General features: G+C 42.3%; 11 protein-coding genes. 4 read left to right on the top strand and 7 right to left on the bottom strand.

Annotated elements, in window-relative coordinates; translation table 11 throughout:
• Window positions 1-107: 107 nt before the first annotated feature.
• From EGC82_RS02200 to argC, 7 genes are all read right to left on the bottom strand, one after another.
• Window positions 108-1,169 carry a hypothetical protein gene (locus tag EGC82_RS02200; protein ID WP_124729303.1) on the bottom strand — a complete coding sequence of 354 codons (1,062 nt, stop codon included), beginning with the start codon at window positions 1,167-1,169 and terminating at the stop codon, window positions 108-110.
• A 6-nt stretch (window positions 1,170-1,175) separates the two neighbouring features.
• Complete coding sequence (locus EGC82_RS02195; protein WP_124729302.1) at window positions 1,176-2,225, bottom strand: hypothetical protein; 1,050 nt, start codon at window positions 2,223-2,225, stop codon at window positions 1,176-1,178.
• A 579-nt stretch (window positions 2,226-2,804) separates the two neighbouring features.
• The gene (gene argH, locus EGC82_RS02190) at window positions 2,805-4,169 is read right to left on the bottom strand and encodes an argininosuccinate lyase (protein ID WP_124729301.1); all 1,365 of its coding nucleotides are present in this window, start codon (window positions 4,167-4,169) and stop codon (window positions 2,805-2,807) included.
• Window positions 4,170-4,341: 172 nt separating this feature from the next.
• Window positions 4,342-5,565 (bottom strand): argininosuccinate synthase, encoded by a 1,224-nt coding sequence (locus tag EGC82_RS02185; RefSeq protein ID WP_124729300.1) that lies wholly within the window; start codon window positions 5,563-5,565, stop codon window positions 4,342-4,344.
• A 93-nt stretch (window positions 5,566-5,658) separates the two neighbouring features.
• A complete protein-coding gene (locus EGC82_RS02180) occupies window positions 5,659-6,564 on the bottom strand; it encodes an ornithine carbamoyltransferase (protein ID WP_124729299.1) in 906 nt (301 codons plus the stop codon).
• Between the two features lie 14 nt (window positions 6,565-6,578).
• A complete protein-coding gene (argB, locus tag EGC82_RS02175; RefSeq protein WP_124729298.1) occupies window positions 6,579-7,358 on the bottom strand; it encodes an acetylglutamate kinase in 780 nt (259 codons plus the stop codon).
• Between the two features lie 30 nt (window positions 7,359-7,388).
• A complete protein-coding gene (argC, locus tag EGC82_RS02170; RefSeq protein WP_124729297.1) occupies window positions 7,389-8,369 on the bottom strand; it encodes an N-acetyl-gamma-glutamyl-phosphate reductase in 981 nt (326 codons plus the stop codon).
• 261 nt (window positions 8,370-8,630) lie between these two features.
• Here argC and argE point away from each other — a divergent pair, with 261 nt between their 5' ends.
• The 4 genes from argE (at window position 8,631) to EGC82_RS02150 (ending at window position 16,320) form a co-directional block, all read left to right on the top strand.
• On the top strand, window positions 8,631-9,782 hold the full coding sequence (gene argE / locus EGC82_RS02165; protein ID WP_124729296.1) for an acetylornithine deacetylase: 1,152 nt from the start codon (window positions 8,631-8,633) through the stop codon (window positions 9,780-9,782).
• Window positions 9,783-9,935: 153 nt separating this feature from the next.
• On the top strand, window positions 9,936-12,584 hold the full coding sequence (ppc, locus tag EGC82_RS02160; protein WP_124729295.1) for a phosphoenolpyruvate carboxylase: 2,649 nt from the start codon (window positions 9,936-9,938) through the stop codon (window positions 12,582-12,584).
• Window positions 12,581-13,120, top strand: a complete 540-nt coding sequence (locus tag EGC82_RS02155) for a YceB family lipoprotein (RefSeq protein ID WP_124729294.1) — start codon at window positions 12,581-12,583, stop codon at window positions 13,118-13,120. The genes ppc and EGC82_RS02155 overlap by 4 nt, the downstream gene beginning before the upstream one ends.
• Window positions 13,121-13,308: 188 nt before the next feature.
• Window positions 13,309-16,320 carry a DUF2339 domain-containing protein gene (locus EGC82_RS02150; protein ID WP_124732536.1) on the top strand — a complete coding sequence of 1,004 codons (3,012 nt, stop codon included), beginning with the start codon at window positions 13,309-13,311 and terminating at the stop codon, window positions 16,318-16,320.
• Window positions 16,321-16,353: the final 33 nt, after the last annotated feature.

Genomic DNA, 16,353 nt, shown 5'->3' with positions numbered 1-16,353 from the left:
CTGTAAACATGGCAATGTTGACGTTATCTATACATAAAAAAGCCCGCCTTATTAACTAACACGGGCTTTAGATAATGTAAGTAACAGAAAACAATAATGGTTAAATCTTAATCTCCTGCCATTTTTTGCAAAAACTCAAGTCGCTGCATTTCTTGCTCATCGGGTTGCCATGGCTCGTCAGATAACGATTCAACCGCAAAATCACCTAATTTATAGGCAGGCTCTTCACTGTGGCCATACTGAGTTAACTCACCTGGCACTGCAGGTCGGCGCTCCAACACAAATGTACGCAGAACATAAGGGCCTTTATGTTGTGTTAAAACCCCTTTATAGGCTTTAAGATCCATTACCACCGAACCTTCTGCCAGCTTTTCTGAGCCGGTTAGCAATGCAATAGGCTGTTTATCTACGCTATATAAGTTAGCCCGCAAACGATAATAACCAGCCCGTTCAACATCAAGCTTTACAGGGATCAACATATCACTCCCCTCCGCTCGTATCTCTTCAACACCCGTAATAGTTGCCGTAGGATGGCTATACTCAATGCCGGTTTTTAGTATTTGCTTTTTGCCCTTAGCACGAAAGGTCACACTCACTTCCATCGGGCCGTTCCAATCTTCTTCTGCATTAAGTTGTATTGCCCATTCGCCATCGGCACCTAACATAGCAGTACTAATTAACGTCTCTGCCTCATCATTGAGCTCACTGCGTAATGCCGCACTCGCGCCATTAATCTGCAACCCCTTTACATCAAGTTTGATAACCACAGGTTCAGGAAAACTAAAGCGATATTTAGACAGAATAATACTAGCACTAGCGCCATCTTGTAATAACACCGACTGCGGAATATAAGCGTTAGGATTAAGTAGGTGACTATCGTCTGTCGTTAACGGGATTGAATAAGAGGGTAAAGTTAGCTCGCTAGCGTAAGCTTCAGCCATGAGTTGAAAACTGTCACTGATCGGTTGCGGAATTTTTTCAACCACCGTTATCTGTTTAGGTTTCATCTGTTTTACTGCTTTTGGCTGCACAGATAAAACATCGACCGGCGCAGAAGCAACCACTGGCGGAGAAAACGTAAGTGTCGACTCAGCGGTGTAACTGTAAATCCCATACCCTGCTACAACAATAAGCAGGGAGATGATTATTACGACTTTTTTATATTTCATATACGCTTAGTTAGCCGCTTGATATACCAGTGCTGACATACTGGTTTTATTCGAATTATTAACCACTCTATAACGTGAACTAAATATCCACCAGCCACGTTTTTCGTCATAGGTGGAAAACTGCAGGTTATCACCATTTAAATAACTGCCGCGGCTATTAGCTGCTGTAACTTCATCTTTAGCGCTATTCAAAATAGTGTCTCCGTGGCTATAACCTTCACTCATCAACATCGGATAGTGATATGGCATAAATCCACTTGGGCCACTTGTTGAGGTTAGCTTGCCATCAAATGCCACACTACGAGAACAACTGTTATAGCTGCCTACTGATGCTGCGCCACAACTCGAATGGCTAGCCACTACGCCATCATCTTTACCCGGTAAAAATGCCCCTGTTACCCCTAAAAAGTCAGAACCCGCACCAGCAAAACGCAAACGCGGAACTCTGCTACTAGGAAATGCTGCGAGTTGACGCGCAGTATTTACCCGTAAGTCATTCAATACCCCAATATTGGATGACGACGGTAATTCACCTAGCCATAACGATACTGCCAGTTTTAGCGTGCCATCTAACAAACCTGAACCACTGGCAACATTTGCGGCTAAATCGGCTAGTTCAACACCGCCACCCGCACCAGAAAAATCAAAGGTTGTAACGATATTAAGTGGTTTTAAACCAGCATTTTGTAACCATAAAGCTTGGTTATCGATAATATAGCGCATAACTAAATCACCTGTAGAATGGGTGACAAATACACAACCACTGTCGCATGTACCTGCTCTCGACAACTGCTGTAATTTAGGCCACACATATTGGCTAGTGATCTTATTTGCGATGCGCTCTTGCGACGGCCAATCAATACGCTCGTCTGCACGGTCAAGCCAATACTGTGCCCAATATTGAGCACCATTCTCACTCACCTTCTCCCCAGTCGGTTTGCTTTGTAAGTTGTCTGGCTGAAAACCGTGAATTAACACCACAGGATAGCCATCCACTGCCGCCTGTGTTGCGCCACTTAATAAGCCAGCTAACAGTAATAATAGAGATTTTTTCATCGGGTTGTCCTTATATTTTCGCTACATCGGCTTCCGCCGTATTAGTATTTTTTATATTTTTGTTATCGAATTGATGTTTTTTTATTACAACGCCAACATCAACATAGAGCAGAAATAAAACAATGCAACCCTTAAAAATTCAGCTTTATGCACCACACAACACTGTGGTGTTTGAATCAAAAGTATTGGTTAGTGGTCGATATCATGAGAGATATTACTAACAGGCGCTAACAAGGATCAGATGGTGGCTGTAAGCTTTAACACGTATGTTTTAAGCTTTTACTCCAATATAGAATAAAAATTATTTGAACTGCATTTGAAGTAACTTTTAGAATCGCTTTGAGAAGTATTTTATAAACGTTTGAGAGAAATTTAACACTGGTTTGAGACTAGCTTAAGAAAAGTCTGCAACACGTTTACCTGAATTTAGGTGACTCACACTCAGAAAAACATCATTCAATACCAACAGGGGCAGCATAAAAGATTAAAAAACCCTGTCGACTTAATGCCGACAGGGCTTTCAGACTATCTTTAAAGTCTAGCTGCACAATTATTTTGCTAGCTTCATCAATAAATTAGTTAAGCTTTTTTCGCCGCAATAGCTGCTTGAACTTGGTTAATAGCAGTGCCACCTAATACGTCACGCTTTTCTAAACATGCTTCAATCGTTAGGTTTGGATACACATCATCGCTAATCACTTTGGCAAATTTTTGTAACTCAGCAACGCTTAAGTCTTCAATTGGTTTTTGCTGTGCAATCGCAAATACCACCACCTCACCGACCACATGATGGGCCTCACGGAACGGCATACCTTTGGCCACAAGATAGTCTGCCAGCTCAGTAGCATTTGCATAGCCTTGTTGTGCAGCGACTAATGCTTGTGGACGATTTACAGTTAAGCCAGACAATACTAGCGCCGCCATATCTAAACAAATAGCCCAACTGTCGACCACATCAAACAGGCCTTCTTTGTCTTCTTGCATGTCTTTGTTGTACGCAAGGGGCAGGGCTTTCATGGTGGTTAAAATACCCATTAAACTGCCATAAACACGGCCAGTTTTACCACGAATTAACTCTAATGCATCTGGGTTTTTCTTTTGGGGCATTAGTGATGAGCCAGAGGTCACTTCATCCGCTAGTGAGATAAAATTAGCTTCGCCAGAGTTGAAGAAAATTAAGTCTTCAGCCATACGGCTTAAATGCATCATGCTGATTGACGCCGCGCTACACAATTCAACGACGTGGTCACGATCTGACACGCTGTCTAAGCTGTTTAACGTTGGCCGAGCAAAGTTCAATGCTGATGCTAATGCGTAACGATCAATCGGATAGGCAGTACCTGCCAATGCGCCTGAACCTAACGGACAAGAATCAGCACGGCCTAGTGCATCTTGCAAACGGCTAATATCACGTTCATACATTTCGACATAAGCTAGCGCCCAATGGCCAAAAGTGACAGGTTGCGCACGTTGTAAATGGGTATAACCCGGCATTACTGCATCCACTTCACGCTCAGCAAGGGCAATAAGTTCGGCGTGTAATGTGCCTAAACGCGCGAGTAATGCTGCACCTTCTTTTTTGCACCACAATTTTAAATCGGTCGCGACTTGGTCGTTACGTGAGCGGCCGGTGTGCAGTTTTTTACCTAAATCGCCGACTTTGGCAATCAGCATTTGTTCAACAAAGCTGTGAATGTCTTCGGCGCCGTTACTGATAATAGCCTGTGGATCATTAGCTACTTCGAGGAGCAATTCATTTAAGGCTGCTTTTAAATCGACACATTCTTTAGCGGTAATAATACCGACGCTGGCAATGGCATCTGCCCATGCGATTGAACCGACAACGTCTTGTTCAAATAAGCGATAATCAACCGGCAGTGAGTCATTAAACAACTTGAAAAGTGCACTGGTTTCGCCTTGAAATCTTCCGCCCCATAACGCCATGTCGGTATCCTCTGTGTTAATATTATCGTTCAATAATGTAGATAATCTGAACTAGACTCTATATTCCTAGTTCAGCTTGTATCATATTCCCTTTCTTGTAATGACTCTCTGTTTGACAAAAGCAATTATAAGAAAGGCGCTTAACAGCGCCTTTATATTGTTGCCGCTTGGTCTATTTAGTATTTAGCGCACGAATACGACTCGCTAAGGAATACAAACGGATAAAGCCTTCAGCGTGTTTTTGATCGTATACGTCATCTTCACCAAAGGTCGCGAAGGCTTCTGAATACAAGCTGTTTGGTGAACGCTTTTTAACGGCTGTTGCTTGGCCTTTATAAAGCTTAATCACTACATCACCGTTAACGGATTCAGCTAATGAGTCGGACGCTGCAATAAGTGATTTGCATAAAGGTGTAAACCAACGACCGTCGTACACTAGATGCGACATTTGACCAGCAATTTGCTCGCGCCATGTGCGGCTGGTTTTGTCTAATACTAATTCTTCAATAGCACGCAGACCAGCAAACATCACGGTGCCGCCTGGCGTTTCGTAACAACCACGAGATTTCATACCCACTAAACGGTTTTCAGTAATATCGATACGACCAACGCCGTGCTTAGCAGCAATATCATTTAACGTCATTAGGGCGGCATACGGTGATAGTGCTTGATCATTTACATGAGTAACACGGCCATTTTTAATCGCTAACGACACATATTCTGCTTCGTTTGGTGCATCTTCTGGGGCTACGGTCAGCGTCCATACGCCTTTTGATGGCTCGTTCCACGGATCTTCTAACTCGCCGCCTTCATGCGAAATGTGCCATGCGTTTGCATCGCGACTATAAATTTTAGTGGCTGACGCACTGGTTTTGATGCCACGTTCAGCAAGGTAATCCAGTAAGTCTTCACGGCTACGCATTTCCCATTCACGCCATGGTGCAATCACTTTTAAATCTGGTGCTAGTGCGGCAAAACAGCCTTCAAAACGGACTTGGTCATTACCTTTACCAGTACAACCATGGCACACTGCATCGGCTCCAACTTTACGAGCCACTTCAACTTGCGCTTTGGCAATAATTGGGCGGGCCATTGAAGTTCCAAGTAAGTAAGTACCTTCGTAAATAGCACCCGTTGCAATAGTTGGGTAAATGTAATCAGCAACAAACTCTTCTTTTAAGTCAACGATATGACATTCGCTTGCACCGGACGCTAAGGCTTTTTCTGTTAAGCCAACGAGTTCTTCTTCACCTTGGCCTACGTCGGCACAAAATGCGATGATTTCGCAGTCATCATAGGTTTCTTTTAACCATGGGATAATAGCCGAGGTATCTAAACCACCTGAATATGCCAATACCACTTTTTTAACACCGGTTTTTTTCACTGCATTAGACATGTTTATTTCCTAGAATCGATTACGTATATGGTCAATGTTAATAACGCCAACGGCACTATTGTCTTAATCTTTTGAATAACTAAAATAAGGTGACTAACTTAATAAGGTGACTAATACTGCATTTTGCGCATGCATACGGTTTTCTGCTTGATGTAAAATTAATGAGCCTTGACTATCCATCACTTCATCTGTCACTTCCACGCCGCGATGCGCTGGTAAGCAATGCATAAAGAATTTAGCGCCAGCTTTAGTCATTAGTTCACTATTGACTTGATAAGGAGCAAAACGTGCTTTGATATCCGCTAATGGGGTTTCATCACCCATTGAAATCCACGTATCAGTGTAAATAGCATCATGGCCTTCAATAGCATTAATATCAGCACTAAGAGTTAACTTACCACCATTTTGCTTTGCTAACGCTTGTGCTTCAGTCACGATTAGTGCATCAGGGAATGCCCCTTCAGGACAAATCACTGTCATGGTCATCCCTAAAATAGCTGCACCATAAATCAATGAATGGGTAACGTTATTACCGTCACCAACATAAGCCAGTTTAGCTTGGCTTACATCATCAAACTGCTCCGATAATGTTAAAAAGTCGGCCAGGGCTTGGCAAGGATGATACAGGTCTGACAAAGCATTAATTACTGGTACCGTGCCATGCTGCGCTAACTGTTCAATAGTGGTATGGGAGTATGTCCTGGCGACAATAGCATCGGCCCAACATGAAATATTAGTCGCAAAGTCTGCCACTGTCTCACGCTGGCCTAATGCGCCATTTTGTTGATCTAAGTATAAGCAGTGACCACCTAATTTATTAATGCCAATATCGAAGCTGACTCGAGTGCGCAGTGATGGCTTTTCAAACAACATCACAACGCTTTTACCATCTAAAGCACGACGATACTCAGTTGGGTTATTCTTAATTTTTTTCGCCAATTCAATAATGGCTAAAAGCTGAGATTGAGTTAACTCTTTTATCGACAATAGGTGCTGCATATACGACTACTCCATTAAGGTTGTATTTGAGTCCCGACGGACCCACCTTTGACTAAGGTTTTTAACTGTTCGGCATCACGCCACGAAGCAACTTGCACAGGTTTACCCATCCATTGGGCTACTTCTAAAGCGGCTTCCACTTTAACTTTCATGCCTTTTTCAATCACCCCTTGGGCAACAAGATGTTCGATTTCACTTTTATTTAAGCTGTGAATTAATTGCCCTTTACCGTCTAATACGCCTGATACGTCTGACAATAACACTAGTGTGCCATTAACTAATTTGGCTAAGGCTGTTGCGGCTTGGTCAGCGTTAACGTTTAACATCTCACCTTGGCTAGAAATAGCGATTGAGCTACAAATTGGCAACCAACCCTGGCTTAGAATAAAGGTTAAGTAAGTAGCATCTTTTGGCTCAACTTCACCAACAAGGCCTAAGCGCTCATCTTTAATTTTTGCACTTACGGTATTACCATCGCCTAAGCTCATGCCTACGCTTACAATGCCAGCTTTTGCGGCAGCGGCCTGTAGGATTTTGTTTGAAGTACCAGCTAGCGCACCAACAACTATTGGAATTTGATCTGCTGGCGTGACACGTAGACCGTCTAATTTAATGGTTTCTTTACCATTTGCAGTGAGCTGTTCGTCAACTAAACAACCTCCGCCATGAACTAATATCACTTGTTGGCCTGCTGCAAGCATTTCTGCTGCCGCGGTCATTAAGCGCGCCATACCCATTTCACATTGTAGTAAAGCGCCACCGACTTTGAGTACTAACACTGATTTTGTAGTCATTACTGTTATTCCTTAACTAATGTGGTTCGATTACACGCCGAAATGAATTTTAATACACTGTAGCCCTTGGCTCGCAGCGCCTTTCATTAGATTGTCTATCGCACTAGCAACCACTAAGTAACCGCTATTAACATCATACTTCCAACCTAAATGACAATTAGGGGTATTGACGACATCATCCAATTTAGGGAATTGATTGTGCTTAACCGTTACAATTGGCGCATTGTCATACACGCTATAAGCTTTGATCACATCAGCTTCCGTCGTACCCGGCTTTAGCTGCACGGTTATCGTCGCTAAAATACCACGCTTAAAGTTGCCTAAATGCGGCGTAAAAATCACTTCTTGACCTAAGTGTGTGGCAATTTCTGGCTGGTGTCTGTGGCCTAATACACCGTATGGCGTTAAGCTGACTTCACAAAAACTGGTATTCAATTGCGCTTTACGACCCGCACCAGTGACTCCACTGACGGCATTAATAACCGGATAAGCCGACGTTAATAACGACTTTAATGGCTTTAAAGCTGTTAATGATGCCGTTGGGTAACAACCAGGCACGGCTATCATTCTGGTTTGTTTAATTTGCTCACTGTTCCACTCTGCTAAACCGTACACTGCCTGAGCTAATACATCTGGGTGAGTATGCTCAAAACCGTACCATTTAGGATACTGTGCTACATCTGCAAAACGATATGCGCCACTGAGATCAAATACCGCTAGACCTTGCTGGTAAAACCAAGCGGCAAGCTCTAGGCTTACTGAATGTTCAGTCGCTAATACGACTGCATCAGCTTGCGCTACAATTTGCTTTTTTGCATCATCTGTTAGCGGCGATAGCGTGTAAGCCATGTGGCTATAAATAGGGTATAAGTCGGCTAATTTACGGCCTTTATCTAAACTGTTTTCCGACACATACAACCCTTGAACGCTGAGGTTGCTGTCTGCGTTAATCAACGAGGTGATTTGAGCACCCGTGTAACCACTGGCGCCAATAATTGCGATGCTTTTCATAAGTTTGTTTTCTTTTTGATAATGATAGAAAGTGTCAGCATAGCCTATTTAGACGGGAGTCGTCTAATTTAGGACTATCGTCGCAGGAAGTTAGCGTTGATTATTGATATAGTGGATTTAATAGCGAAAAAGCACATATTTATTTTCATTTCTAATGTTCAATTTATGGTGTCGGTTAATGCTGTTTGCTAGACTACCACACAACATTAATTATGCAATATATGTGAATAAGTATTTTACATATTATTTTTAGGATAACCCATGATCACACTCCCAAATCTAAAAAGTTGTTTTACACAGCTGATTGCAGCGCCATCAGTCAGTGCACTCGAAGCTGAACACGATATGAGTAACCATGCAGTTATCAATTTGTTACAAAGCTGGTTTAGTGAGCTTGGGTTTGAATGTGAAACCCCCACAGTAGAAGACTCGCGCAACAAGCAAAATCTTATTGCTAGAATAGGCTCTGGCAACGGTGGGCTTTTACTTGCAGGCCATACCGATACAGTGCCCTTTGATGAAGGCCGTTGGAGCCAAAGTCCATTTGAGATGGTTGAAAAAGACAATCGCTGGTATGGCTTAGGCACTTGTGACATGAAAGGCTTTTTTGCATTAGTACTTGAAGCCTTAAAAGACATGCCACTGGATCAATTTAAGCGGCCGTTAACAATTTTTGCTAGTGCCGACGAAGAAACAACCATGAGCGGCGCTAAAGCATTTGCCGACTCTAAAGTTGTCGCACCTGATTATGCGGTTATTGGTGAACCCACCAGCTTAAAGCCTGTCTATATGCACAAGGGTCATTTAGCTCAAGGTATTCGCGTAATCGGTCGTAGTGGTCACTCTTCTGACCCAGCACGTGGATTAAATGCCATTGAAGTGATGCATAAAGTCATTAGTAAACTAATGCTACTAAAACAGCATTTAAGTGAAAACTATCGCGAAGACGCATTTACAGTCCCCTACCCAACCATGAACTTTGGCCATATTCATGGCGGTGATGCCGCAAACCGTATTTGTGGTTGCTGTGATTTGCATTTAGATATTCGTCCTTTACCAGGAATGGAGCTAGCTGATCTTGAATTAATGGTACTGAACTACTTATCTGATATTAGTAAAGAATATCCTGGCAGTATTAGTGTCAGCACTTTGTACCCTGGGGCGGAATCGTTTGCTGGAAAAGCAGATAATCCATGGACCAAATTAGTGGCTGAGTTGTCAGGCAGTCAAGCCGAAGTGGTCAACTACTCGACAGAAGCACCTTATATTAACAAGCTAGGCTGTCAAACACTGGTACTGGGCCCGGGAAGCATTAATCAAGCCCACCAGCCAGATGAATTTATTGGCTTAGAATACTTAACGCCGACGGTAGAATTAATCAAAAAGATGATTTACCACGCCTGCATCAAGTAGACACCTATAATGAATTAGATTTGACAGCAAAATGTAACATTTTTACGAAATAAAATTACAAAATACAGTGCCAGTGTATTGACCGATTTTGATACGCTGGGTATTGTGATGTAAGAGATATTGGCAAGATCGTTCTTTTTTTCGGGAGTAAGTATGACAGAGCAAACGGCAGATATGTATGCGTCACTTCGATCAAATGTGGGGCATTTAGGCCAAATATTAGGCGAAACAATGCAAAACCATTTAGGTGATGCATTTTTAGAAAAAGTAGAACAAATTCGGATTTTAGCAAAAAAATCTCGCCAGGGTGACGAAGCCTCTCGCGAGCAAATGCTGGTATTATTAACCGCTTTACCAGACGAAGAACTGGTACCTTTCGCTAAAGCCTTCAACCAATTTTTAAACTTAGCCAATATCGCAGAACAATTTCACACCATTAGTCGTAATTGCGATGAGCTAGTGTGCGTACCCGATCCTGTAGAGCAGCTACTCGGACGTATGCTTGATACTGATTTAGATAAAAAAGATGTTATTAAGTGCTTAAAAAACTTAGACATTGATTTAGTATTAACCGCGCATCCAACTGAGATTTCACGTCGCACGCTAATTCAAAAATATGCGGCTGTGGTCGATTGCCTAACTGAGCAAGAAAACAGCCAACTGACTGATCGCGAGCGAGAACAAAGCACGCTGCGTCTACGTCAGCTTATTGCGCAAATTTGGCACACCAATGAAATTCGCAACGAACGCCCAACTCCAGTTGATGAAGCGCGTTGGGGCTTGAGTACTATCGAAACTTCATTGTGGCAGGCAATTCCAGATTTTTTACGTCAACTCAATGATCAAGTTGAGCAAAAGACTGGTCAACAATTACCAATTGATGTCTCACCAGTGAGATTTTCAAGCTGGATGGGTGGAGACCGTGACGGTAATCCGTTTGTGACCTCTCTCGTAACCCAAGAAGTACTCGACCGTAATCGTCATGCTGCAGCAAGATTGTACTTAAAAGATATTATGACCTTGCTTGGCGAATTATCGATGGAGCAAGCTAATGCTGAATTGTTGACATTAACCGATAACAACAAAGAACCCTACCGCGAGGTACTACGTAAATTACGTTGCCAATTACGTAACACTATTGATTATCTTAATGCTCGCCTTGAAGGAAAAAAACCAGACATCGATACTAGCGAGCTAATTTGGCACAAATCGGATTTACTTGAACCGCTTCAACTACTCTATAAAAGCTTGACTGATTGCGGCATGAAGCTGATTGCTAATGGCCTGTTACTCGATATTTTACGTCGTTTAGCTTGTTTTGGTATTCACATGCTACGCCTAGATATTCGTCAAGATGCATCACGTCACAGCGACGTCATCGCCGAACTAACCCGTTATTTGGGAATGGGCGATTACAATCACTGGGACGAAAATGAAAAACAAGCGTTTTTACTGCGCGAGTTAACCAGTAAACGTCCACTTATCCCTGCTAACTGGAAACCAAGTGATGATGTTGCTGAAGTCGTAAGAACCTGTAATTTAGTCGCCCAGCAGCCAGTTAATGCACTGGGATCTTACGTGATCTCAATGGCCAGTAAGCCATCAGATGTTTTAACCGTATTGTTACTGCTAAAAGAAGCCGGTTGCACCAATCCAATGCGCGTAGTGCCATTATTTGAAACCCTCGCTGACTTAGAGGGTGCCGCTAACTGTATGACTTCGCTACTGAATATTGACTGGTATCGTGGTTACACTAAAGGCATGCAAGAAGTGATGATTGGTTATTCTGACTCAGCTAAAGATGCCGGTGTAATGGCAGCAGCCTGGGCACAATATCGTGCCCAAGAGCAATTAGTGGCCGTGTGTAAAAAAGCTGACGTGAAATTGATGTTGTTCCATGGTCGCGGCGGTTCTATCGGTCGTGGGGGTGGACCCGCTCATAAAGCCATTTTATCGCAACCACCAGGTTCGGTAGATGGTCGCATCCGTGTGACAGAACAAGGCGAAATGATCCGCTTTAAGTTTGGCTTACCAAAATTAGCGGTACAAAGTTTAGCGCTATATACCTCAGCGGTATTAGAAGCGACATTGTTACCACCACCGGAGCCTAAAAAATCATGGCGTGATTGCATGCAGCGTATTGCTGAAGAGTCAGTACTGCATTATCGCGGCATCGTACGTGAAGAACCTGACTTTGTTGAGTATTTTAGATCCGCTACTCCTGAAGTCGAGCTCGGTAAATTGCCATTAGGCAGTCGCCCTGCTAAACGTAAAGTTGATGGTGGTATTGAAAGCTTACGCGCTATTCCGTGGATTTTTGCTTGGTCACAAAACCGCTTAATGTTACCTGCTTGGCTTGGTGCGGGTGAAGCACTACAAGATGCGGCAGATCGCGGCGAGTTGGAATTATTGCGTGAAATGGAGGAGCAATGGCCTTTCTTTGAAACCCGTATTTCAATGCTCGAAATGGTTTACACCAAAGCAGAACCTAACTTAGCTAAATATTATGAGCAGTGTTTAGTAAAGCCAGAACTGCATCATTTGGGTGAAAAACTACGTCAACGTCTGCAACTGGGTATTGATGCCGTATTGTCACTCACTCAAACAACTGAGTTAATGGCCCATACTCCATGGAGTCGTGAGTCTGTTAAACTGCGTAACCCTTATATAGACCCACTTAACTTCTTACAAACCGAGCTATTAGCCCGTACACGTAGAGAAGTTGAACCGTCTGCCGATGTTCAGCTAGCACTTATGCTGACCATTGCCGGCGTGGCAGCAGGAATGAGAAACACTGGATGATAACCTTGGTTAAAACCCTTGGGCTTGGATTGTTATTGTTACTGACTGGCTGTGCCAGTCAGTACAGCATCACTGAGTCTGAAATAGAGCAATACCTTAATAAAGATATGCATTTTGAGGTAAAACAAGGTAACAAGTTAATTGGTGTGTCACTTAAGTTAAATGATATGCAGGTAGTATTAGGTGCCAAGCCAAATACTATGGCGGTGACAGCTGCCACGGTAATCACGGTTAACAACCCATTATTACCCATTCATGCTAAGTTAAAAACCACATTTGAAGCAGTGCCTTGGTATGACACTAATACCAAAAGCGTTTATCTACGCCAGTTAAATTTAGTCAAAGTTGAGTCTGAACCTGCTGATATTGAGCGTTACATCACCCAGGCCACACCACAACTAATGGGGTTTTTGCGTAATTATCTCGAAAATCAGCCAGTGTATACTTTAGACACTCGCGACAGTAATCAAGCATTAATGGCTAAAATGACCAAAGAAATTTTAGTGCAACAAGGCAAGCTTGTAGTGAAGTTTTAACGGTTATCATAACACTTAAAAAAAGCATCTTCGGGTGCTTTTTTATTCTCTCAAATCTCATCAATATATTCGCTTTTACCAGTTATAGAATATGTCCAAGTATCAGAAAGCAGAGCATTTCCTAATCTATCGTAACAACGTACAATAACTGGGCAATATTGGAATGCATAATAATCATGGGATAAATGATGCCGTTAATGGATGACGTAGCAAAATTAAAAGCACAACTGGCCGAACTTGCCTCACAACAAGGTGCTCAACAAGCAGATCTAAATCGACAACTCGCTCAATTTAGCCAACAGCTTGATGCATTATCGCTGCAAGTGCAGATGCAAAATAACGATCAACAATCCACTTCGTTATCTGATGATATTTCGCTTAGTAATACACATGACAGCCTAGATAATGACAACAGTGACGTAGCAAGTACCCCCCATCACTCGCCATCAGCTTGGAATGATCAGCCGAGCAACTCGCGCCATTTGCCTTCCGCACCCGCCAGACAAAGTGCACTAAGTCTGATGGTAACTCAATTAGCTGACGCTATCGGTGAGTTCAGTGCTTCTGCATTTGCTCCGTTTTCTGGATTAACCGAACAAGCAAAAGAGTTCTATAAACATTATCAAAGTAAGGGCTTAGGTCCTGTCTTTTTAATGACAGTTGCAGGCATTATTACACTGACTTTAGGCTTTGGTTATTTACTGCAGTTTTCAATTAACAACTGGTTTTCAGAGCTGGGCAAAGCATTACTCGGTTTAGGGGTAGCAAATAGTATTATTGTTGGTGGAGTGTTTATTCGGCAGAAACGCCAAGGAATGCAAGACTTTGGCTCTGGCCTCGTTGGCCTTGGGCTTATTCTCAATTATTTGTGCCTGTATTTCCTCGGACCGTACTTTAATATTATTGCTGATATTGCCTGCTTTGGTTTGTTATTAGTTAATACGATATTGGGTTATAGCTTATCGTTTAAACTCGACACCAAAGTGGTTGCGATTGTCGCCTTACTTGGCGGATCACTCGCACCGCTGATGCTACTTGATGGTGGCCAAACGCCGTTATTATATTTACCTTACTTAATGCTTATCGGTATCTGCTCTATGGTGCAAAGCCATAAGTTAGCTTGGCCGATATTAATCGAAGTCACGGCATTGCTTCATATTGCCTGTATCCAAATACTCAGCTTATTCATTCCATTACCATTTTCAATCATCGATTGGCAAACCGGCTTAGCATTGCTAACAATTAATGGTTTGTTTTATCTCTACAGCATTGCCAGTTTATTGTTTGTTATAAAATCTACATTGACGCCTAGGCTCCTAGCCGTACCTATAGCATTAATGGTATTTACCCTTTACACCTTAGCTGAGTGGAGTGTTTTTGCCGGTGAGCTATTTGCGCTTAATGCACTACTGTGCACGCTATTGTATTGGATGATTAAACGCGACAAGGATATTGGCGCACTATCTTTAGCCTTTGCGGGGAGTTTTGCAGGCTTTGCTGCACTGTTTTTACTCAGCACTGAGCTCATGGGCTTAGTATTGTTACTAGAAGGCTTGTTACTATTATGGATTGGCTGCAAACATCTGTTTAGTCCCATTCGTGCAGAAGCATACTTACTATTGATTTTAGGTGTTATCAGTAGCTTTGTTAATGTATTCGATGCCCTGACTCAATCGCATTACAATGATGAAGGTATATTGGGTTATCAAGTATTATTGAGTCTAGTCATGCTGATAACCTGTGCGATGACATATGCTGCACAGAAAGTACTTAGCAAGCATCAGGCTAACTTAATCAAATTCGATCATCTTGCAGTGCGATTTTTTCACGAATTACTCGGGGTTCTTTACTCAATAACGTTAGTGTTGATTAGTTATTTCATCTCGGATGTATATTGGCTTAATACTTTGCCGTTGGTTAGTTTATTACTCTTGTACATGAGTGCTAAGCACGGCTTACGCTTTAGTGAAATATTAGCCTGGTTATGGCAACTGCCTTTATTAGGTTTAGTCATTTTTGGCATGTTAGATGCCAATAGCCTTAGTTTTGCAGACCAAGCGATGAACGCTAAGTTAGCCCGTATTGAACTCTTTATAGGATTATTACTGGCTTATTATTGGTACAAAAAATATTATGCTGATGCCAAGCTAGTTCGCTTTGCTTACTATATTCAATTAGCGTGCTACCTCATACTACCGTTAGTATTATTGCCAAAAGTAGTCCGTAGCTATCCTGATTACATCGGGATTTACTTGTGGTTAAGTAGCATTGCGAGTGTAGGTTTAGCCTATTTTGTTAACCACAAAAGTCTTCGCTATGAAGCACAAATACTCACGGTATTAGCAACCATGATCACTGCTGCAATGTGTCTAGCAGAACTATGGCAAGGGCTTGTAGCACTCACTTTAGGTTTATTATTTATTGGATTTATTACCTTACGCTATCTACAATTACCAAAAAAATGGCAACAAGTAACGACTTTACAGTGGCATATTGGCCCATACTATATGGCCTTAGTTATTGCAGTCCTAAGCCAAACATTAACTAACTTATTCCATCCTTCGTGGGCTATTACCGCACTAATAGTCTGCGGTTATTTCTGTATTATTACTGAGCGTAGCAATCGTATAGGTCAACGTTTAAAGCATGCCTTAGCTCCGAGTTATCGCTTAGCTTATTTTGCTATTTTTACTTGCGCCATTTTACCCATCTTGTTCCACAGCGAAATACAGTTGAGTTTGAGTCTAGATAATTTTCTGATCAACATAGCAGAGCTTGGAACACTCGTTTTGTTAGGACGATATTTAATGGCTCCACGTTTGGGTATTCGAACGCATAGAAAAATGACGACTCCAATGATACTCAAATGGGCATGGCATACTTTGCTGGTGATAAGTTACTTATTATGGAGTTATCAGTTCGATGTGAGCTTTGCTGCACCTATGAGTGCGGTCTTACTCGTTGTCCACGCCAGTGTGGTGATGTTTATTAGCTTACGGCCTAAACAAGCAAGTTTAGTCAGGCTTGCTGCTCTGCTATTTGCATTAGCGTGTTTCAAGGTGATATTTATCGATATGGCGTCATTTGAATTAATTCAGAAAATCGTCGCCTTTATGTTGATTGGGATCATCTTGCTGACAGTGGCTTACTTTTATCAAAAAGCGAAAAATAATCAATTGTCTGAAGATCTTACTGACTAGCCAATAACGCTAGCTTGCTTATCACAGTGATAA

It is taken from the genome of Shewanella livingstonensis, from assembly GCF_003855395.1.
Taxonomy (GTDB): domain Bacteria; phylum Pseudomonadota; class Gammaproteobacteria; order Enterobacterales; family Shewanellaceae; genus Shewanella; species Shewanella livingstonensis.
Note: the sequence above shows the minus strand (reverse complement) of the source record. Positions and strands in the feature narration are given on the sequence as shown.